This is a genomic window from Pontibacter saemangeumensis (assembly GCF_039541895.1).
Taxonomy (GTDB): Bacteria; Bacteroidota; Bacteroidia; order Cytophagales; family Hymenobacteraceae; genus Pontibacter; species Pontibacter saemangeumensis.
In genome coordinates, this window is sequence record NZ_BAABHC010000029.1 from 34,790 (window position 1) to 53,971 (window position 19,182).

The 19,182-nt window shown below is 52.5% G+C and carries 17 protein-coding genes; 6 read left to right on the top strand and 11 right to left on the bottom strand.

All coding sequences use genetic code 11. The features are described from left to right. Positions 1 to 107 precede the first annotated feature (107 nt). Together ABD920_RS18585 and ABD920_RS18590 are read left to right on the top strand one after the other, a co-directional pair. A complete protein-coding gene (locus ABD920_RS18585; protein WP_345161028.1) occupies positions 108 to 1,004 on the top strand; it encodes an ABC transporter ATP-binding protein in 897 nt (298 codons plus the stop codon). Continuing rightward, a complete protein-coding gene (locus ABD920_RS18590; RefSeq protein WP_345161029.1) occupies positions 1,004 to 1,774 on the top strand; it encodes an ABC transporter permease in 771 nt (256 codons plus the stop codon). Before ABD920_RS18585 ends, ABD920_RS18590 begins: the two co-directional genes overlap by 1 nt. A 15-nt stretch (positions 1,775 to 1,789) precedes the next feature. Here ABD920_RS18590 and ABD920_RS18595 read toward each other — a convergent pair whose 3' ends face one another. The 4 genes from ABD920_RS18595 to ABD920_RS18610 all read right to left on the bottom strand — a co-directional run bounded on the left by ABD920_RS18595 (position 1,790) and on the right by ABD920_RS18610 (position 4,794). Continuing rightward, positions 1,790 to 2,461 (bottom strand): hypothetical protein, encoded by a 672-nt coding sequence (locus ABD920_RS18595; RefSeq protein WP_345161030.1) that lies wholly within the window; start codon positions 2,459 to 2,461, stop codon positions 1,790 to 1,792. 263 nt (positions 2,462 to 2,724) lie between these two features. Further along, positions 2,725 to 3,330 (bottom strand): hypothetical protein, encoded by a 606-nt coding sequence (locus tag ABD920_RS18600; RefSeq protein WP_345161031.1) that lies wholly within the window; start codon positions 3,328 to 3,330, stop codon positions 2,725 to 2,727. Between the two features lie 111 nt (positions 3,331 to 3,441). After that, a complete protein-coding gene (locus tag ABD920_RS18605; protein WP_345161032.1) occupies positions 3,442 to 3,969 on the bottom strand; it encodes a Riean_0653 family protein in 528 nt (175 codons plus the stop codon). A 99-nt stretch (positions 3,970 to 4,068) separates the two neighbouring features. Further along, positions 4,069 to 4,794 (bottom strand): hypothetical protein, encoded by a 726-nt coding sequence (locus tag ABD920_RS18610; protein ID WP_345161033.1) that lies wholly within the window; start codon positions 4,792 to 4,794, stop codon positions 4,069 to 4,071. Positions 4,795 to 5,026: 232 nt separating this feature from the next. On the opposite strand from ABD920_RS18610, the gene ABD920_RS18615 reads away from it, so the two are divergent. Then, positions 5,027 to 6,544, top strand: a complete 1,518-nt coding sequence (locus tag ABD920_RS18615; protein ID WP_345161034.1) for a hypothetical protein — start codon at positions 5,027 to 5,029, stop codon at positions 6,542 to 6,544. Between the two features lie 102 nt (positions 6,545 to 6,646). Here the strand turns inward: ABD920_RS18615 and ABD920_RS18620 are convergent, their stop codons facing one another. The 4 genes from ABD920_RS18620 to ABD920_RS18635 all read right to left on the bottom strand — a co-directional run bounded on the left by ABD920_RS18620 (position 6,647) and on the right by ABD920_RS18635 (position 11,368). After that, complete coding sequence (locus ABD920_RS18620; RefSeq protein ID WP_345161035.1) at positions 6,647 to 7,915, bottom strand: bifunctional 3,4-dihydroxy-2-butanone-4-phosphate synthase/GTP cyclohydrolase II; 1,269 nt, start codon at positions 7,913 to 7,915, stop codon at positions 6,647 to 6,649. Positions 7,916 to 8,182: 267 nt separating this feature from the next. Next, positions 8,183 to 10,099, bottom strand: coding sequence for a DNA primase (gene dnaG / locus ABD920_RS18625; RefSeq protein WP_345161036.1), 1,917 nt, complete (start codon positions 10,097 to 10,099; stop codon positions 8,183 to 8,185). Positions 10,100 to 10,330: 231 nt separating this feature from the next. Next, positions 10,331 to 10,858 carry an O-acetyl-ADP-ribose deacetylase gene (locus ABD920_RS18630; RefSeq protein WP_345161037.1) on the bottom strand — a complete coding sequence of 176 codons (528 nt, stop codon included), beginning with the start codon at positions 10,856 to 10,858 and terminating at the stop codon, positions 10,331 to 10,333. Between the two features lie 93 nt (positions 10,859 to 10,951). Continuing rightward, positions 10,952 to 11,368, bottom strand: coding sequence for a hypothetical protein (locus ABD920_RS18635; RefSeq protein ID WP_345161038.1), 417 nt, complete (start codon positions 11,366 to 11,368; stop codon positions 10,952 to 10,954). Positions 11,369 to 11,680: 312 nt separating this feature from the next. Here ABD920_RS18635 and ABD920_RS18640 point away from each other — a divergent pair, with 312 nt between their 5' ends. The 3 genes from ABD920_RS18640 (at position 11,681) to fahA (ending at position 14,514) form a co-directional block, all read left to right on the top strand. Beyond that, positions 11,681 to 12,784 carry an Mrp/NBP35 family ATP-binding protein gene (locus tag ABD920_RS18640; protein ID WP_345161039.1) on the top strand — a complete coding sequence of 368 codons (1,104 nt, stop codon included), beginning with the start codon at positions 11,681 to 11,683 and terminating at the stop codon, positions 12,782 to 12,784. A gap of 5 nt (positions 12,785 to 12,789) precedes the next feature. Beyond that, positions 12,790 to 13,059, top strand: a complete 270-nt coding sequence (locus ABD920_RS18645; RefSeq protein ID WP_345161040.1) for a NifU family protein — start codon at positions 12,790 to 12,792, stop codon at positions 13,057 to 13,059. A gap of 183 nt (positions 13,060 to 13,242) precedes the next feature. Next, a complete protein-coding gene (gene fahA / locus ABD920_RS18650) occupies positions 13,243 to 14,514 on the top strand; it encodes a fumarylacetoacetase (RefSeq protein WP_345161041.1) in 1,272 nt (423 codons plus the stop codon). A 106-nt stretch (positions 14,515 to 14,620) separates the two neighbouring features. Here fahA and ABD920_RS18655 read toward each other — a convergent pair whose 3' ends face one another. From ABD920_RS18655 to ABD920_RS18665, 3 genes are all read right to left on the bottom strand, one after another. Continuing rightward, positions 14,621 to 16,570: a polysaccharide biosynthesis protein gene (locus ABD920_RS18655; RefSeq protein ID WP_345161042.1), complete on the bottom strand. Its 1,950-nt coding sequence runs from the start codon at positions 16,568 to 16,570 to the stop codon at positions 14,621 to 14,623. Between the two features lie 610 nt (positions 16,571 to 17,180). Next, positions 17,181 to 18,332 carry a DegT/DnrJ/EryC1/StrS family aminotransferase gene (locus ABD920_RS18660; RefSeq protein ID WP_345162361.1) on the bottom strand — a complete coding sequence of 384 codons (1,152 nt, stop codon included), beginning with the start codon at positions 18,330 to 18,332 and terminating at the stop codon, positions 17,181 to 17,183. 11 nt (positions 18,333 to 18,343) lie between these two features. Further along, entirely contained in the window at positions 18,344 to 18,991 is a 648-nt protein-coding gene (locus ABD920_RS18665; RefSeq protein WP_345161044.1) for an acetyltransferase, read from the bottom strand. Positions 18,992 to 19,182 lie beyond the last annotated feature (191 nt).

The window sequence follows — 19,182 nt, forward strand, 5'->3', positions numbered from 1 at the left end:
GTAAGACCGCGGCACTAGTGTTTATTACGGCAGAATGCTTTTATTTGCATCACCTGATTTATATATGCAGGTAAAGCTGTATTGCAGCAGGCACAAAAGACACACGCGTGGCAGACATTCTGGACATCAATAACCTCTCCAAGCGCTACGGCTCCATTCAGGCCGTGGACCGGCTTACGATAAGAGTGGAGCAGGGCAGCATTTACGGCCTGCTGGGGCCGAACGGCAGCGGCAAAACCACCACGCTGGGCATGGTGCTGGACGTGATCCGGCCAAGTGGCGGCAGCTTTTCCTGGTTTGGCCAGCCGGTCAGCCGCGACACCAAGCGCCGTATTGGGGCACTCCTCGAAACACCCAACTTCTACCCGTACCTTACCGCCCAGAAAAACCTGCGGATTGTAGCCGATATAAAAGGCGTAGGCGACAGCCAGATCGGGCATGTACTGCAACTGGTGGGGCTGTCGCAGCGCAGGCACACCACCTTCAAAGGCTATTCGCTGGGCATGAAGCAGCGGCTTGCGATTGCCGCCGCGCTACTCAACGACCCCGAGGTGCTCGTGCTGGACGAACCCACCAACGGGCTGGACCCCGAGGGCATTGCCGAGGTGCGGGAGCTGATCCTGAAAATTGCCGCCGAGGGCAAGACGATCCTGCTGGCCAGCCACCTGCTGGACGAGGTGGAGAAAGTCTGTACGCATGTGGCGGTGCTGCAGCGGGGGGAGCTGCGCGCGGAAGGCCCGGTCAGCACCATTCTCTCCGCCAAAGACCAGGTCATCATCGGTGCCCCCGGCACCGCCCGCCTGCTGGAGGTTGTGCAGCAGCTGCCTTTTGTGGCTACGCACCACACGGAGCGGGACCTGGTGCACCTGACCCTGCAGGACGGCTACAGCAGCATGGACGTGAACAGGGCCATGTTTGAGGCAGGCATCGTGCTTTCGCAGCTCACGGTGCGCCGCAAAAGCCTGGAGGCCCAATTCCTGGAAATCATAAAACAACAAGCCTGATGAACCTACTCCGCATTGAGTTGCATAAAATTCTGCCTTACCGCACGGTGTGGGTGATACTGGCCATATATGCCGCACTGCTCCTGTTGATCTTATATGCCAGCAGCAAGGTCACGATTAACGGCAGCGAGCTGGGGGAGAAGATGTACGACCTGCCTGCCTTTTGGCTGCGCCTGACCTATATCGCCAGCTTTTTCAACCTGCTGTTCGGCATCCTGATCATCGTGCTGGTGTCGGATGAATACAGCTTCCGGACCCTGCGGCAGCAGGTGATTGACGGCCTCTCCCGGGCCGAACTGGTGCTGGCAAAGTTTTATGTGGTGCTGGCGCTGGGTGTGCTCGGCACGGTGTTCCTGTTGCTGCTGGGCCTGTACTTCGGCCTGCTCCACAGCACCGACCATTCGCTGAGCGCCATCTTCGGCCACATCGACGCGCTCTCTTACTATTTTGTGCAGGCGGTGGGCTATATGACGCTGGCCATGCTGTTCGGCTTCCTGATCAAGAAGAGCGGGCTGGCTATTATTGCCTTTATGGCTTACGCGAAGATTGTGGAACCGCTTCTGCACTTCCGGTTGCCTGATGCAGTGGATAAGTACATGCCGATGAAGGTGCTGGGAAGCCTCACCCCGATGCCGGGCCAGCAAATGCTGGACCAACTGACCACACCCACCGAACTGCTCTCGCCCGCCTGGGCTACCTTGCCGGCAATCGGGTATATCACGCTGTTCTGCCTGCTGAGCTACTACACCCTTAAACTGCGCGACCTGTAAGGGGGGTTTTATGGATCAAAGCGAGTTGAAGTAGTTCACGATGGCGATCAGCATATAAGGGCGGTCGAAGCTGAGGCGGTGCTCTTTTACATAGGCTTTTACCTTCCCTGCTTTTTTGCCGAAAAGCTTGTACAGGTCGCGCCGCACATTGTGCAGCGCCACAATCTCCCCGTTGGGCAGCAGCATATAGTAAACCTCCTGGGCCTGCTCCGTGGGGGCATAGCCAACGGGGTACGAACCGGGGGCAGCGTAGCTGTTTCTGCCATATAGGCTGGACGGGTAATTAGGTTCAGGGTTCATCGGCACTTCCCGCCGCATCAGCGTCAGCGGCCCCTGGTTCAGCTGCTCGAAAAAAGTGGGCTTCTTGAAATCAGAATTCGTGCGGCCCATGTCCCAGGGCAAGGTCCGGAAAAGGTACGAACGCCCGCTTGGTTGGTCCTGCGCCACAAAGTACTGCACATGCACGGGCGAGAACGCGCTGATGCTGCCGTCCTCGTTCTGCACGTTTATCACATCCTTCGACTGGTAGAGGGTAAGCGGGCCGTAGATGATGCTGCCGTCCGTCAGCACGACCTTTCCCTCAGGCCACTGCTGCATTTCCAGGGCTGCGCTCTGCTGGCCCCAGGCATTCAGCGAGACACCAACCGCAGCAACCAACACCCCGAGTATCGCTTTTAAAGTTTTCATGAGTTAAGGTAATTTTTGATGACACCATAATTAAACCAGAGTTTATATATATAACCTCTAATTATTTGTATGGTTTATCTTTTCAAAAGTTACTTAACCCATTGATTTTAAGTATTTAAACAAAAAAAAATAGTATGTATTCGCCGTAGTCATTCTGCTGCCAGAGGACAGCCAGTGGATACGATAAAAAGCTTTCAGGCATCCGTTGAATCCAAAACAGGGCTGAGAAACGATTTTGTGAGTTTTGAAACATGCTAACAGCCCTATTGGAAATTATTCATTAAAGACACGAATGCAATGCTAATGACCGTCACTGCGACAGCAGAACCGATGCCTGCCCCAGCCAGCGCTTTCCTTCTTCTTTTCTTTTTTGCCTGCTTCTCATAGCCCATGACATATTCCGGGTAGGCAAGAAGCGCTGGATCCGAAACTTTATCCGGATGCACGTCCGGAGGCATTATACCCAGTATCACCGCTCCCGCCAGGCCATACGGAAAGACCACCGCTGTGCTGGCTGCAGAACCCCACATTACGCCGTTCCCTTTGTAATATTGGATAGCGTCCTGCGTGCCCAACTGATGTAACTCTACAGGCGACAGCACTCCCGCTGTTGCAGTATCATTCTCCGGCAGGTTCTGCGTAAACACCTCCTTCGTCCCGTTCTCAAACCGAATCATGAACACCTCTGCCTTTGGAATGCGGGAGGTAAGTGTTTCCGTTGAATCCGGATGGTGATACACCACATCCTCGAGCGTGACTTCCAGCACCCGCGCCGGAATCTCGTCTCCGTTCAGCTTTACGATATAATCCTGCGCCACCGCTCCCTGCAGCACAAGGGTAAGCATGATAATCATTAGGTTACGTTTCATGGGATGAGGTTAAGAGGATGATATATAACGCAAGGGACAAGGCATCAGCCGGACCCCAACTTATCTGCTCAGTTGGCAGCGTTGATTCCTATAATTACTTTTTTATTAAACTCAGAACAGCTTCTTATCAAACCGGCCCTCGGTGACACGGATGGTGTCGCAACCGGGCTTGGCAACCGTGAACTCAAACTTGCCAGCGATGATGCCGTTCTGCATGTCCAGCTTCGTGATTTCAAGCGTGCCCTGAACATCATCTTCCCTCTGATATTCGCAACTCTCCGAACTAAATGTCACTGTGCCAATGTCTGGGTTTCCAAGAGTATAGACACCCACATGGTCTACCTGTGTCATATAGATATAGAAGTACTCATAAAACGCAGGATTATCTTTTGTTTTTCTAAAAGCTCTAATATCAAAGGAACCTCCTGAATAATTAGGATCATACACAACATCATAATTATTTTCGAACGTGCTTGGCCTTCCTTTCGGCACCCACACTTTTCCGTTCACCATTGCTCCGAAAGTATTTTTCCCTTCCATGGTGGCGGCTGGAAGTGCAGGTTCTACGTTGTCTTTTTTGCAGGATGAAAAGGAAAGAAGGGTGAGTAAAAGAAAGATGGATAGGTTTAACATTCTCATAAATAAAGGGCTGATATAAATAATGGATGGTTATTAATGGTTCTGTAGTTACTATAGTAAAATATAAGTTCTGCTACGCTTTTCTATATATAGCTTCACCTAATACTTGCGGGAGTTGAAGCCGAACAGCAGGCTGAACCGCGCACCGTCTTTGGAGGGAGCCACCGCGAAGTTTACCGGGAAGTTAATGCCCTGGCTCTGGAAGTTGGTGCCCACGGCCAGCACCAGCCCCGCACCGCTCAGCGACACGTTCGGGCCAACCCCGAACTCAAAGCCTTTGGCACCCCTGATGCCGACCAGCCCGCTCAGGCTCGGCAGAAACTTGCCCTGCTCCAGCCCCCCAATCAGCGGCACGAACTCGAACAGCCCGGACACCCCGCTGTCCAGCGTGAAAATGCGCGTCTCGAACTGCCAGCCAAACTGCGTGATGAAGGGGTTTATATCCCGGTCGAAGTCCTCCCGGATACTGTCGGTATAGCGCCCGCTCAGAATAGTGAAGCCGAGGCGCGGGCCGGAGAGTTTCAGGGTTTGCTGCTCCCCGGGCACCTGCACCGGGCGGTACAGCGGCGCACGGGTCGCTGGCTTCACCTCCTCCTGAAACACTTCCTTGGTGCCGTTTTCATACTTGATCATAAACACCTCGGCCTTTGAAATGGAGATCAGCGGCCCCTCCAGGGTGTCGTAGCGCTTGTACTTGATTTCGGCGGGCGTTATCTCCTGCACTTTCACCTGCAGTTCGTCCCCGTTTCGTTTTGTCAGGACATCCTGCGCCTGGCACAGGACAAAAAGGCACAGGGCACTCAGCGTTAACAAAAGCTTTTTCATGGCTGCAAATTTTAGAGGTATATAAGAGGATATCCCTTATTTTATGTACTAAAGATAGGCTGACTACCGACGCAGCAAAAGCCAACATTCTGTCCAATCAGACTTTTATATACTATATATAATCATTACATTTAGCTGCATATCAATTATATATAGGTTTAAAATCAGACTTTGTAAAACATTTATATATGGTAGCTTTATATATGACACCTCTAATAATGCTGCGCACCCGATGGATGACCTGAAGATGACCCTCGAAACGCTTTCGGAGGACGACAGGCGGGAACTGGCTGTGTTTATTCAGCGGGAGAAAAAGAAGAAGCACCGGAAAGACCTGGCGCTCTTCCAGCTCCTGCAGCAGCAGAAAAACTACTCCTCGGAGCAGCTCATCCAGCGCCTGTACCCCGGTGAGCCCAACCCGGTGGCGTACTATGCGCTCCGGAAGCGGCTGATGCGCCATATCACCAATTATATCCTGCTGAAGCGCACAGAACAGGACATTACGGCCGCCTCCCCGATTATGGGGATGCTGTCGCTGGCGCACTATCTGTTTGATGTGCGGGCCGAGAAACTAGCCTGGGACTACCTGCGCAAAGCCGCGAAACTGGCACAGGCGAACGAGCAGTTCGATTTGCTGAACATGGTGTATAACCTCCAGATTGAGAAAGCGGACAGCGAGTTTGCCGACAGCCTGGACCAGATCATCAGCAAACGGAACCAGAACAAACTGGCCGCCGACGAAGAAGAGCGGGCCAACATTGCCAGCAGCCTTATCCGGCACCGCCTGCAGGCCGTGCGCCGCCAGGGCAGCGACCTGCATTTCGACAACATCATCCAGGAGGTGCTGACCGCATATGGCCTGGCTGAAGCGGTGAGCAAGCGCCCTTCCCTCCTTTACAAGCTGCTCTCCATTGCCCGAAGCGCGGTGCTGGCCCGCAAGGATTTTCTTTCTTTTGAGCCCTACATCATCGCCCAGTACCACGAGGCCGAGCAGAAATACGGTTTCCGGAAAGCCCACCAGTATTACAAGGCGAGCCTGTTATATATGATAGCCCACGTGCTGTACCGCAATAAGAAGTTCCGGGAGTCGATGCACTACCTGGGCTTGCTGCACGCGTGCCTCGGCGGGGAAGGCAAAAGCCACTATGTGCACTTCTTCCCGCGCTACACGTTTCTGATGGTCGCCAACCTGGTGTTCCTGTTCCGGCTGCAGGAAGCCAACGAACTGATGGAAAACCTGCTCTACAAGCAGCCCGTGGCGCTCGGGGCGAAGGATCTGCTGACCGCCCAGCTGGGCCTGAGTTTCAATTATTTTGCGCAGGGAAACTTCTCCAAAGCGAACAAAGTGCTGCAGAGCATCGGCCACTCCGACAAGTGGTGCGAGGGCAAAATGGGGCGCGAATGGCTCCTGAAAAAGAACCTGGGCGAGCTGCTGATACAATATGAGCTGGGCAACGAGGATCTGGTGCTGCACCGGATCAGGGCCTTCGGGCGCAACTTCCGGGAGCTGCTGCAGGAGCCTGCTTACCGGAACGTGCGGCACTACCTGGATCTCATCCGACATATGCTGGATCACCCGGACGAGGTGTACCGGCCCGAATTTGTGCAGAGCGTGGAAAACAAGCTGGAGTTCACCTCCTTTGAGAATACCGACATACAGGCCATGAGCTTCTACGCCTGGCTCAAATCGAAGATGCTGCGGCGCCCTTACTACGAGGTGCTGTTAGAGCTGGCCCAGAGCAAGCTGTAAATCTATGTGAGCCATATATAATTGTGGCCCAAGCAGGTCTGTGGGCTTGAAAACAAAAATCCCGGGCAGAAGCAGGTTGATGCGTTCTACCCGGGACTTTGTTTATTTGTAGTTGGTGTTGGTCTGGTGCTTGAGGGTGACATCCTTGAGGATTTCATGGCCCAGTTTGTCGCGCTTGGTGGTCAGGTAGCGCTGGTTATGTTCGTTTGGGAAAATCTCGATCGGAACCTTGTCCACGATCTCCAAGCCGTACCCCATCAACCCGGATCGCTTCTTCGGGTTGTTGGAGATCAGCCGCATCTTTGTCACGCCCAGGTCGCGCAGGATTTGGGCGCCCACGCCATAGTCGCGCTCGTCCATGCCAAAGCCAAGCTCGATGTTCGCCTCCACGGTATCGCGGCCCTGCTCCTGCAGTTTGTAGGCCTTAAGCTTGTTGATCAGGCCAATGCCGCGGCCCTCCTGGTTCATGTAGACGATCACGCCCTTGCCTTCCGCCTCTACCATCCGCATGGCCTCGTGCAGCTGCGGACCGCAGTCGCAGCGGCACGAGCCGAAGATATCGCCGGTGACGCAGGACGAGTGCACGCGCACCAGAATGGCCTCTCCCTCTTCCCAGGTGCCTTTTACCAGGGCCAGGTGCTTTGCATCGTTGCTGCGCTGGGTGAAGGCATATAGATCGAAGTTGCCGTAATCCGTCGGCATCTGCACCGCAATCTCACGGTCAATCAGGCTCTCCTTCTGGAGGCGGTACTTGATGAGGTCTTTAATGGAGATCAGCTTCAGGTTGAACCGGTCTGCCACCCGGAAAAGGTCGGGCAGGCGGGCCATGGTGCCGTCTTCGTTCATGATCTCCACCAAAACGCCAGCCGGTGCCAGGCCCGCCAAACGCGCCAGGTCCACGGCTGCCTCGGTATGGCCGGCACGGCGAATCACACCCTCTTTTTTGGCCTTGAGCGGAAAAATATGCCCCGGTTTACCCAGCGAGTGCGGATCAGTGGCGGGGTCTACGAGCGCCTGTATCGTTTTGGCACGGTCGGAAGCGGAGATGCCAGTGGTGCAGCCATGCCCGAGCAGGTCTACCGACACGGTGAAAGGCGTGGCGTGCAGCGCCGTGTTGCGGCCTACCATCAGCTCCAGCCCAAGCTCATCGCAACGCTCTTCAGTGAGCGGCGTGCAGATAAGGCCACGGCCGTGTGTCGCCATGAAATTGACGATCTCGGGCGTGATTTTCTCGGCGGCGCATATAAAGTCGCCTTCGTTCTCGCGGTCGTCATCATCCACCACAATCACTACTTTCCCTTGCCGTATGTCCTCTATTGCAGCCTCGATGGCATCTAAGGGCCTGAGGTCATTAGTTGTATTGGATTCCATGTTATGTTATTTGGGCCACAGCTGCCTTAAAAAAAGGTGCTGTGGCTGTTGGTGCTTCAGCAAAGCCGTGCAAAATTAAAAAGATTACACCGCAATCCTGCTTTTATTTAAACAACACCTGAGAAGCGGATTTAGTTGAGGATGCTGAAGCTTATATATGGGAGTGCTGACCTCGCAGCGTGCGCAGCTCCTGCGAGCGTCTGGTCTATCTATAGCAACGCCTCTTATGTCAGTCACCCGCAAGCCCTTCGGACTCTGCAAGGTCTTCTACCTGTTCACTACAATGCCCAACATATCGCCGAGCTGGCAGTGCAGGGTCTTGAGGTTGCGGATAAAGGTGAGCTGCTGTATCTGCTCCTGCGGATCGGTGACGAGGCGCAGCTTTTCCATCTCCCCCTTTATCATCAGCTCCACGTTGCGCCACTTCAGGCGCAGCACGGCACGCTCGGCACCGTAGGGCAGCAGGTCGGTTTCGGAGGGAACGAAAATCTGGTGGGTTTCCCAGTTGTGGCTCAGCTCGTGCGGGTCTGAGAGCAGGTTGGTGGCTTCTGTGCGTATCTCCTGGTCAGGGTGATTGATGAAGTCCTCGACAGTAGCCAGGTTGCCGTCGCACAGCTTTTCTTTTATCAGCTCCATCAGGCGGGCGTACAGCGGCGTCCTGAACTCCACGTCCTCCAGCTGCTCCAGCATATACTGGCAGGTGTTCAGGCCGTCTTCCAGCACCCGGTCAGGATAGTTCAGCAGCATGCGCACGATTTCGCGCTCGTACCGCTTCAGCAGGTCCACATCCGACACCGGCTTCTCTGGCGCAATTTCGGCGGGCGGTGGCGGAATGATTCCCTCCGGCAGGTTCTGCTGCTGCGGCTGCTGGCGCTCCTGCAGCTGCATTTTGTTGTACTCCGAAATCAGCACCTGCTCATCTATATCGAAAATGAGGCTGCAACTCCGGAAGAACACGGTGCGCTTGATAGCGTCCGGGACTTTGGCGATGGAGGCCACGATCTCCCGGATCGCCTCGGCCTTCTTTACCGGGCTGCCTTTGGTTTCAGCGGCATATAAGCTGGTTTTAAAGGAGATAAAATCCTGCGCGTGCTCTTTTATATAGGCCTTAAAAGCCGTGTCACCCACTTTCTGTATATAGGAGTCGGGGTCCTCCCCTTCCGGGAACGTCACCACGTCCACGTTCAGGCCGTTCTCTAAAATCAGGTCGATGCCGCGCAACGAGGCTTTTATACCGGCCGCGTCGCCATCGTACAACACCGTGATGTTCTGGGTATAGCGCCCAATGAGCTTGATCTGGCCCTCGGTGAGCGAAGTGCCCGAGGAGGCCACCACGTTCTCGATGCCGCCCTGGTGTAGCGACAGCACGTCGAGGTAGCCTTCTACCATATAGCACATGTCCTGCATGCGCAGTGCCTGCTTCGCCTGGAACAGGCCGTACAGCACGTTGCTCTTGTGGTAGATATCCGACTCCGGGGAGTTGAGGTACTTGGGGCTTTTCTTGTCGTTCGTCTTCAGCGTGCGGGCGCCGAAGCCCACCACGCGCCCTGACACGTTGTGGATCGGGAACATGACGCGGCCCCGGAAGCGGTCGTACTTCTTGCCGTCTTCCTTCACGATGGTGAGGCCGGTGGCTTCCAGGTATTTCTGCTGATAGCCTGCCTTCAGCGCCGTGTCTGTCAGGTCCGTCCACTCGTCCACGCTGTAGCCGAGCTCAAACTTTTTGATGGTGTTCGCGCTCAGGCCGCGCTGCTTCAGGTACGACATCCCGATGCCGCCCTGCTCGTGCTGATGCAGGTTGTGCTGGAAATGCTTGTTTGCGAAGTCCGAAACGATGAAAAGGCTGTCGCGCTCGCTCTGCTCCTTGGCGTACTCCGGGTTCGGGTGCTCCTCCGGAATCTCGATGCTGTACTTTTTGGCCAGGTACTTGATCGCCTCCGGGAAGCTGGTGCCCTCCACATCCATGATAAACTGCACCGAGTTGCCCGCCTTGCCGCAGCCAAAGCATTTATATATCCCCTTGGCCGGCGAAACGGAAAACGAAGGCGACTTCTCGTGGTGGAACGGGCAGCAGGCCCACATGTTCTGCCCCTTCTTCTTCAGCGACACAAAATCGCCCACCACCTCCGTTATATCGGCTAAGGCTAAAACTTGGTCAACGGCTTCTTTCGGGATCAGGGACATGGGCAAGGATATCAGCGGAAGGCAAAGATAAGGGTTCCGGGGAATTTTCGAAGGAGTGAATAAGCGAATGCGTGGATGAAAAATTTGAATGATTAAATAATCTCTGCAAGCGCATCATAGGGTCAGGTCGCCACCTGTCCGCACGCGTAATCAGTCAACCAGAATTCTCATTTACATACTCCTGAAACAGAATACAGGCTTACGCAGACAGAGCACCTGCCGGCCTGTTTGTCACTCATGCAAAAGCCTCTCATACAGCTTTAGGTTCTCGGCGTCGAAGCAAACGAAAATTACCCGTTGCAGGCTCGTTACATTGTTCTTTATGTAATCTTTTACCGCCTGCACCGCCACCTGCGCGGCTTTGGGTTTGGGGTAGCCATATATACCGGTGCTGATGTTGGGGAAGGCGATGCTTTGCAACTGCTTCTCGGAGGCGATGCGGAGGCTGTTATTGTAGCAATTTGCCAGCAGTTCCGGTCCTCTGCTATTGCCCCCAGACCACACCGGGCCCACTGTATGGATCACGTACTGCGCCGGCAAGTTGCCGCCTGTCGTGATCACGGCCTCTCCTGTATCACAGCCGCCCTGGCGCGCCCTAATCTGCTTGCATTCCTCCAGAATGGCGGGCCCGCCCGCACGGTGGATGGCACCGTCCACGCCGCCCCCGCCCAGCAGGCTGCTGTTCGCGGCATTCACCACCGCGTCCACTTCTATCTTCGTTATATCGCCCTGCTGTACTTCAATTTTAGTGTCTGCCATAGCCTATATAGTTTCCTATCAACTACGTCAAAAGGCCAGCAAAGGCGGAGAAACTACTATACTTGCGTTACGAGTTCTACAGGTTGGCTTCCCTCATATCGTAATTTCTATCAGACCAAAAACCACCTTATCCCCATAGATAGCCTGGGCTGCTGCCTTATTCAGGAATCGGACAGTCTTTATCTGCTCTTCCCGAACCTTGCTAAGCTGGCTTCGCCTTTCAATGAAGAAATGCTCCAGCTTTCCGTTTAAGGCAATCGGTATTTTATATTGGATGCCAATCTGCTGCACCTCCTCGTGTACCTGCCGGTATATATAATTCTCGATGGCAAGATCAGAAGATGATTTGACCATCACGCATGGGCTGTCAGCCACCCCGAATTCCTCCAGCTTCTCTTTGCTGGCAGCCTGCTCGAAATGTGCAAGCGGTATGGGGACTTCAACAGTTGCGGGTGAAATCACGCCGTCCACTATATAAGTACAGTCCTTGTCAAACATGTTGATTGACATATAAAATGTCTTTGCTTCCTGAGAGAACGCGTTCGCAATAGCTGCAAAAAGAAATAAGGAGAGCAATAAGGAGATTTTCATATAGCGTGGTTAAATCTTGTAAAATCGACCGAAGGGAAATTGAAAAAGCTTCCGCTACCAACTTCACGACCCACACTGTCTGTATTCCGTTGCATGCGGGAGGGATATCACGCAATGAAAGCCAAAGGCAAACTTATATAGGCTGTGGCTTGTTGCACTCTAAAGGCCTTCGCTTATGAATAGCAGTTTTTGTTCAGTATCTTTGCAAGGCGAATCGCAAAGCATTTATATATGGCTATCACAAAAGAAGATGTATTGAAAGCCCTCAGCTACGTGGAGGAGCCCGACCTGGGTAAAGACCTCGTTACGCTGAACATGGTGGAGAACGTGCAGGTGAGCGGCAAGGACGTAAGTTTCACCGTTATCCTCACCACGCCCGCCTGTCCGCTGAAAGACCTGATCCGCAACGCCTGCGTGACCGCCATCCACACGATGGTGGACAAAGAGGCCGACGTGACCGTGAACATGACTTCGCGCGTGACCTCGGGCCGCGGCGATACCTCCGAGGTGTTGAAAGGTGTAAAGAACATCATCGCAGTGGCGTCTGGTAAGGGCGGTGTCGGTAAGTCTACGGTTACCACCAACCTGGCTATCGCGCTGGCGCAGTCCGGTGCCCGGGTGGGTTTGATTGACGCCGATATCTCCGGCCCGTCTATCCCGACCATGTTCGGCGTGGAGCAGCAGCGCCCGCAGATGATTCAGGGCGACCACGGCAAGAATTACATCGTGCCGGTGGAGCAGTATGGCGTGAAGATGATGTCCATCGGCTTCCTGACTCCATCCGACGGTGCTGTGGTATGGCGCGGTCCGATGGCCAGTTCTGCCCTGCGCCAGTTCATTTCGGATGTTGAGTGGGGGGAGTTGGACTACCTGCTGCTGGACATGCCCCCGGGCACCTCCGACATTCACCTGACGATGGTGCAGGCACTTCCTGTAACCGGCGCTGTAATTGTGACCACGCCCCAAAAAGTGGCGCTGGCCGATGCTGTAAGGGGCCTGCAGATGTTCCGGCAGCCGCAGATAAACGTGCCGGTGCTTGGCGTTGTGGAGAATATGGCTTACTTTACACCTGCTGAGCTTCCGGATAACAAGTATTATATATTCGGGGAGGGCGGCGGAAAAGCGCTAGCGGAGAAGTACGAAGTGGCACTCTTAGGCCAGGTGCCGCTCGTGCAGAGCATCCGAGAGAGTGGCGATGACGGAACTCCCGTGGTTTTGCAGAACGATTCTCCCGCTTCGGGTGTTTTCAGAGAGTTAGCCCAGGCTGTGGCGCAGCAGGTGTCTGTTCGCAACGCCACCTTGGCCAAAACAAAACCTGTAGAAATTAAAAGCTAAAGACAATGGCAACCATAAACGTAGATCAAGATTTCATGCTCCGCATAGAAGGTGCCCTCGACCAGATAAGGCCCTACCTGGAGGCTGACGGAGGCAATGTAAAAGTGCTGGAGATAACGGATGATATGGTGCTGAAGCTGGAACTGCTGGGCGCCTGTGGCTCCTGCCCTATGTCTACGATGACGCTAAAAGCTGGTGTGGAGCAGTCGGTGCTGAAGGCGGTACCGGAGATTAGGGCCGTGGAAGCCGTAAATGTGCTGCCTTTGTCAGTCTGACGATTTTACCAATACCATTTTTTATTTAAGCGGAAGCGGGTATGGACAAGACCATACCCGCTTCTTTTGTATCTATCATTTATGATAGATACAAAAGAAGCGGGCTCTCAACCACTGCGCTGATTATTTCCTATCCAATGCAAAAAAGGTATATTTACCTACAGAACCTGATGCACGGACAACATGATCAAAGCCAACGATCCAGCGCTCCACTCCTGGATAGAGATAGCCGCTGACAGCGAATTCCCGATCCAGAACCTGCCCTTCGGCATTTTCAGCACCCCCGACCGGGACCCGCGGGTGGGCGTGGCCATAGGGGATTATATACTGGATATGTGTGTGCTGGGCCGCCAGAACTTTTTCGAGCTGATAGACCTGGACCCGAATGTTTTCCACCGCCCAGCCCTGAACGATTTCATCGCCTTGGGCAAGCCTATCTGGCGGGCTGTGCGCAATCGGGTGTCTGAACTCCTGCGCAACGACAACGATGAGATCAGCGGCAACAGCAACCTGATCCGGGAATGCCTGGTGAAGCAAAGCGAAGCAGAGATGCTGATGCCCGTGAAGGTGCCAAACTACACCGACTTCTATAGCAGCCAGGAGCACGCCACAAACGTAGGTTCCATGTTCCGCGACCCGCAGCATGCGCTGCTGCCAAACTGGAAACACCTGCCGGTGGGGTACCACGGCCGCGCCTCCTCAATTGTCGTTTCGGGCACAGGCATCCACCGGCCGAAGGGGCAGACCAAGGCACCTGATGCTGAAGCTCCAGCCTTTGGCCCCACCAATCAGCTGGACTTTGAATTAGAGGTGGCGTTTATTACGGGCAAGGAAACGGCCCTCGGGCAGAGCATCACCCCTTATGAAACGGAGGATTACATATTCGGCCTTGTGCTGTTCAACGACTGGTCGGCGCGCGATATACAGGCGTGGGAGTATATGCCGCTGGGGCCGTTCCTGGGGAAAAGCTTTGCCTCGTCTATCTCGCCATGGGTTGTGACACTGGATGCGCTGGAGCCGTTCCGGGTAAAGGGGCCAGAGCAGGACCCCAGGCCACTGCCCTATCTCGAGTTCTTGGGCAGCCGCCACTATGACATACACTTGGAGGTGCTGCTACAGCCGCACGGTGGAGAACTGAGCAGCATCAGCCACTCCAATTTCAAGCATCTCTACTGGAGCATGGGCCAACAACTGGCGCACCAGAGCAGCAACGGCTGCAACCTGCAGGTAGGCGATCTATATGCTTCCGGCACCATCAGCGGCCCGGACGAAGGATCTTACGGCTCATTGCTGGAGCTTACCTGGCGCGGCACCCAGCCACTGCAATTGCAAGATGGCACTGAGCGCAAATTTTTGAAGGATTTTGACACGGTGGTGATGCGCGGCTATGGAGAGTTTGACGGCATACGCATCGGGTTCGGGGAATTGAAAAACCAGGTGCTTCCCACTGTTTGATTGTTATCAAGGAAAAATACATATACAGGTATATATAATCCGCCCTTGTCTATGGCGAAATACTAGTCTGCATAGACAAGGGCGGATACAAAACGTTCATATAAGGTTACAGCTGGCTTTTGAGTTTGTCAGCAGTGTCTAGTTCTTCATACCTGGAGTTTTTGCTGATAAATTCCGGCACCATCTCTTTCATCTTACTTACAAAGCTGTAATCGTCATTGCCTTTGTTAAGGGCCAACAGCTCCTTGATGTCATCCTCGACTTTAGAATAATGGTATTTCCTCACCCGTGAGATTTTGATCTTGTGATGATGTGTGGGTATGGTAAGTTCTTCTTTGTTCAGTAGCTCTTCGTACAGTTTCTCACCCGGTCTCAGACCCGAGTAGACAATCTCTACATCAACACCGGGCGTGAGACCTGCAAGTTGGATCATCTTGTTCGCAAGGTCTATAATTTTCACCGGTTGCCCCATATCAAAAACAAAGATTTCGCCACCGTTGCCCATCGTCCCCGCCTCCAGCACCAGTTGTACTGCCTCGGGAATGGTCATAAAGTACCGGGTGATTTCGGGATGCGTCACGGTGATGGGGCCTCCTTTCTCTATCTGAGAGCGGAAGCGCGGAATCACTGAACCGTTGGAACCAAGCACGTTACCAAACCTGGTTGTTATAAACTTGGTTTTGGGCGACTGGCATATTTTGAGCCCCTCCGTCTCTGTATCGATCAGGTCCACCCCGTTTAACGACTGAATGTATATTTCTGCGATACGCTTGGACGCTCCCATCACATTGGTCGGGTTTACAGCCTTATCTGTTGAGAGCATCACGAATTTCTCCACGTCGCAGCTAATGGCTAGGTCGGCCAGGTTTTTCGTTCCCAGGATATTGGTTAGGATGGCTTCTGAGGGATTGTTCTCCATCATGGGCACGTGCTTGTAAGCCGCCGCATGGTATACTATTTCAGGGGTATAGGCTTTGAAGAGCGTGTACATCCTGTCAAAATTCTTGATGTCGCCTATACAGATTCTGATATCAGCGGACGGGAACTTCTCTTCCATTTCGAGCTGGAGCTGGTGCAAAGGGGACTCCGCCTGGTCACAGACCACTACCATTTCAGGTGCGTAGCTCAGCACCTGCCGCACGATCTCGGACCCGATGGAGCCGGCTCCACCGGTTACCAGTATCCGCTTGCCTCTCAGATCATCCGCCACCATCTGGCTTTCCAGGTTAATCATGGGCCGCTGCAGCAAATCCTCGATCTTCAGGTCCTTGAGTTGGTTCATCCGCAGTTGCCCGGACATCCAGTGCGCGGTTGGCGGAACAGTCAACACCTTGATATTGAGTTCAAGACACTTATCGATCAGCTGCTTCCGGCTCCCTTCCTGAAGGTCTTCGCTCATCATAATCATCTTATCTACCTGCGCCTTGCGGTGTAGCTTCTCAATCTCGCTGGTGTGGTAGATCCGTATGTGGTGTATGCTTTTATTGCCTTTCGCCTGGTCCTCGTCCACAAACCCGACAACCACAAACTTGCCCATGCCACTGGCCTCAAGCGCCTCTTTCACCAGGATGGAGCTACTGTTGGCCCCATATATAAGCACGCTTTCCTTTTTATCCTTCGTGTTCCTCTTCACAAAAAAAAAGATGCTCTTGGTACCGATCCGCAGCATAATTAGCAAAGAGGAGGAAATGAAGAAGTTCACCAGCAGTGCCAGGTAGATGTTATTGGAACTAATCTGGTACATAGGGGCCACGACCAAAGCCACAAGCGCTCCATAAAGTACACTTGATGAAAGCACCGCCACAAAAATCCGGTATATGTCAACCGTACTGGAATACCGGATCAAGCCCGTATGGAGGCGCATAAAGTAAAACATGCTGAGGGATACAATGCCATAAAGGCCAATAAAAATCAAGAAGTGCCCTCTGAGGATTTCAGTAAACTCGAACTGCCAGATAAGCAAATAGGACAGCGCAAAAGACCAACTTGTGATCACCTGATCAATTAACAGGATGATCCAGTTCGGGAGAGAGTTTTTTAGTAGAAATATTTTCATACTATTCTTCTGTGATCAATTTTAAAATCCCATACAAAACATAAAAGAATCAATGATGATTATCATTATTCGATATAGGAATTATGTATACGCCGAATTTTTGAAAACGTAATATTTTTTCTTATATAAAATATTCAAATTGTTTATTTTTTTAAAAGGGCTTCAATCCTGCTCCTGAAGGGCCTTTTTATGAAAAGATTCCTTAAAAAAAAGAAGTAAAATTTTAATGGTAAACCTTAATAAAAACAATATATATTAAAATTATTATATAAAAGAAGAGTTTAGAATGCTTAAATGGCATGAGAAACAGAGTCAATTTTTGCTCAATATTTTTAGCGTTATGGTTAAAATTTTTTTCCTTGAAGAAAGGTCGCAACATGGCTCACGCTTGATAAAAGCAGTGTTTTCAAAAACAGGGTAATAGATACAAGAGCAGGCAACGGCTGCTGCCTAATGAAAAGACTTTAAGCGCTGAGTTATACCAGATCATATCTACACTCTTCCATGATCAAAGTAAAAATGGCATTCCCTCTTTACCTCTTCAAAAGAATGAAGCCATATATGGAAGAAAGTTTAGGCGACTTGGTAATATTGGGGGAAAAGACTAAAATTATACGTTTTCAGTAAGTCTGAAACAGGCTTGCACAATACTCAAGACTTTCCTGAGTTCAGCCTCTGACAGATTAGAACCGGACGGAAGGCAGAGGCCTTGGTCGAAAAGCCAATCGGAGGTGCCGTCACCATAAAAAGGAGCATCTGCAAAAACTGGTTGCAGGTGCATCGGTTTCCACAATGGGCGCGATTCGACGTTCCTGCTTTCCAAAGCAATCCTGATGCTTTCGCGGCTGACGTTTGCATCCTTCGAATCGTCTATAAGTAATGTACTGAGCCACCTGTTGGAGAAGTAATCTTTGCTTGGCTCTTCCTGCAGTTGCACCTCAGCGAACGTGCTCAAGGCTTGGCTGTACATTTCAAAATTGTTTCTACGTTGCTGCACGCGCTGTGGCAGTACTTCCATCTGGCCTCGCCCTATACCCGCGCAAACGTTACTCATCCGGTAGTTATATCCTATATGGGAGTGTTGGTAATGAGGGGCCGCATCCCGGGCCTGTGTCGCCAGGAACCGTGCCTGCTTGATCCACTCCTCTTTTGCAGAAACGAGCGCCCCTCCCCCAGAGGTAGTGATGATCTTATTTCCGTTAAAGGAAAGAATACTCAGTGCGCCAAACGTGCCCACGGGCCGTCCCTTGTAGGTTGAGCCCAACGCTTCCGCGGCATCCTCAATTACAGGTATGCCGTACTTTTCTGCCACTGCCATAAGCCGGTCCATATCGGCAGGCATGCCATACAAATGCACCACGATAATAGCCTTTGGCTTGGAGCCGTTCTTCAAACGGTCCTGAATGGCTATCTCCAGAAATTCAGGGGACATGTTCCAGGTCTGTGCCTCACTGTCCACGAACACAGGCGTGGCGCCCTGGTATACGATTGGGTTAGCTGATGCGGAGAAAGTCATGGACTGACACAGCACTTCATCCCCGTGCTGCACGCCCAGTAAGATCAAAGCAAGGTGAAGGGCCGCTGTGCCTGAACTTAGCGCTGCCACATGGGTGCCGTTACCTAAAAATGCCGCGATGTCTCGCTCAAACCCATCTACGTTTGGGCCCAGCGGTGCTATCCAGTTTGTCTCAAACGCTTCTTTTACAAAGTTAAACTCGTTCTCGCCCATGTGCGGGGACGACAGCCATATTTTCTGATCCATCATTTCCTGTGTTACGCATGAAACTTAATCGGTTGTGCAGGCACGCCCACTGCCGTACAGTAAGCCGGGAGCGATTTAATGACAACAGCGCCAGCGCCCACGATAGCGCGCTTGCCTATTTCGAGATGGTTGATTATTTTCGCACCGGTGCCAATGTATACGCCTTCACCTATATTTACCCCGCCCGATATATTAACTCCCGGCATTACAGAGGAATAATCTCCCAGGTACGCATCGTGCCCAACTGTGCAGGCCAGGTTTAGAATTACGTGTTTTCCTAAGCTTATATTTACCGTCAGAATGTTACCTGCAGTTATGATGCATCCTTCCCCGAACGTGATATACTTCCGGTCCCCCATCTGCACGTTTGGGTGCACCAGCACGGGATAGTATACCTTTGGGTTGTGCATTTGTCCCTCAATACTTTTTTTGATTACAGGGTTTCCAACCGCCAGAACCATCCCGGTGCGCTCGCGCAGGTTATTTACCTCCGCTATCCCTCCTAAGCAAGTATAACCATTCACAACACTGCCCATTGGAACGCCGTCATCAAAAAAACCGATCAAATCCCATTCAGGCGCTGACGCATTTATATGCTCAATAAGCATCGCCACTTCTTTCCCAAACCCTCCGGCGCCAAAAACAGCAATTCTTTTCATTATTTCCCTTTAACAGATCCCGTCTTGTATTGAATCTGCTAAGTAAAGCAACAAAATCCGGATAGCCGAAAACTTTGCATGTTCTAACGCAAGTTTTAGTCCTCTACTTACTGCTGCTTCCCAAGCATTTGTTGCAGCCTTCTACATGCCTGCTTGGGCTATGGCTTATCTATAAGTCTTGGTTGCCACAA

What these genes read in the sequence shown, in the direction of transcription:
- ABD920_RS18590 (WP_345161029.1), top strand. Translation starts at nt 1,004, where the DNA reads ATGAACCTACTCCGCATTGAGTTGCATAAAATTCTGCCTTACCGCACG.
- ABD920_RS18595 (WP_345161030.1), bottom strand. Translation starts at nt 2,461, where the DNA reads ATGAAAACTTTAAAAGCGATACTCGGGGTGTTGGTTGCTGCGGTTGGT.
- ABD920_RS18600 (WP_345161031.1), bottom strand. Translation starts at nt 3,330, where the DNA reads ATGAAACGTAACCTAATGATTATCATGCTTACCCTTGTGCTGCAGGGA.
- ABD920_RS18605 (WP_345161032.1), bottom strand. Translation starts at nt 3,969, where the DNA reads ATGAGAATGTTAAACCTATCCATCTTTCTTTTACTCACCCTTCTTTCC.
- ABD920_RS18610 (WP_345161033.1), bottom strand. Translation starts at nt 4,794, where the DNA reads ATGAAAAAGCTTTTGTTAACGCTGAGTGCCCTGTGCCTTTTTGTCCTG.
- ABD920_RS18615 (WP_345161034.1), top strand. Translation starts at nt 5,027, where the DNA reads ATGGATGACCTGAAGATGACCCTCGAAACGCTTTCGGAGGACGACAGG.
- ABD920_RS18620 (WP_345161035.1), bottom strand. Translation starts at nt 7,915, where the DNA reads ATGGAATCCAATACAACTAATGACCTCAGGCCCTTAGATGCCATCGAG.
- dnaG (WP_345161036.1), bottom strand. Translation starts at nt 10,099, where the DNA reads ATGTCCCTGATCCCGAAAGAAGCCGTTGACCAAGTTTTAGCCTTAGCC.
- ABD920_RS18630 (WP_345161037.1), bottom strand. Translation starts at nt 10,858, where the DNA reads ATGGCAGACACTAAAATTGAAGTACAGCAGGGCGATATAACGAAGATA.
- ABD920_RS18635 (WP_345161038.1), bottom strand. Translation starts at nt 11,368, where the DNA reads ATGTCAATCAACATGTTTGACAAGGACTGTACTTATATAGTGGACGGC.
- ABD920_RS18640 (WP_345161039.1), top strand. Translation starts at nt 11,681, where the DNA reads ATGGCTATCACAAAAGAAGATGTATTGAAAGCCCTCAGCTACGTGGAG.
- ABD920_RS18645 (WP_345161040.1), top strand. Translation starts at nt 12,790, where the DNA reads ATGGCAACCATAAACGTAGATCAAGATTTCATGCTCCGCATAGAAGGT.
- fahA (WP_345161041.1), top strand. Translation starts at nt 13,243, where the DNA reads ATGATCAAAGCCAACGATCCAGCGCTCCACTCCTGGATAGAGATAGCC.
- ABD920_RS18655 (WP_345161042.1), bottom strand. Translation starts at nt 16,570, where the DNA reads ATGAAAATATTTCTACTAAAAAACTCTCTCCCGAACTGGATCATCCTG.
- ABD920_RS18660 (WP_345162361.1), bottom strand. Translation starts at nt 18,332, where the DNA reads ATGGATCAGAAAATATGGCTGTCGTCCCCGCACATGGGCGAGAACGAG.
- ABD920_RS18665 (WP_345161044.1), bottom strand. Translation starts at nt 18,991, where the DNA reads ATGAAAAGAATTGCTGTTTTTGGCGCCGGAGGGTTTGGGAAAGAAGTG.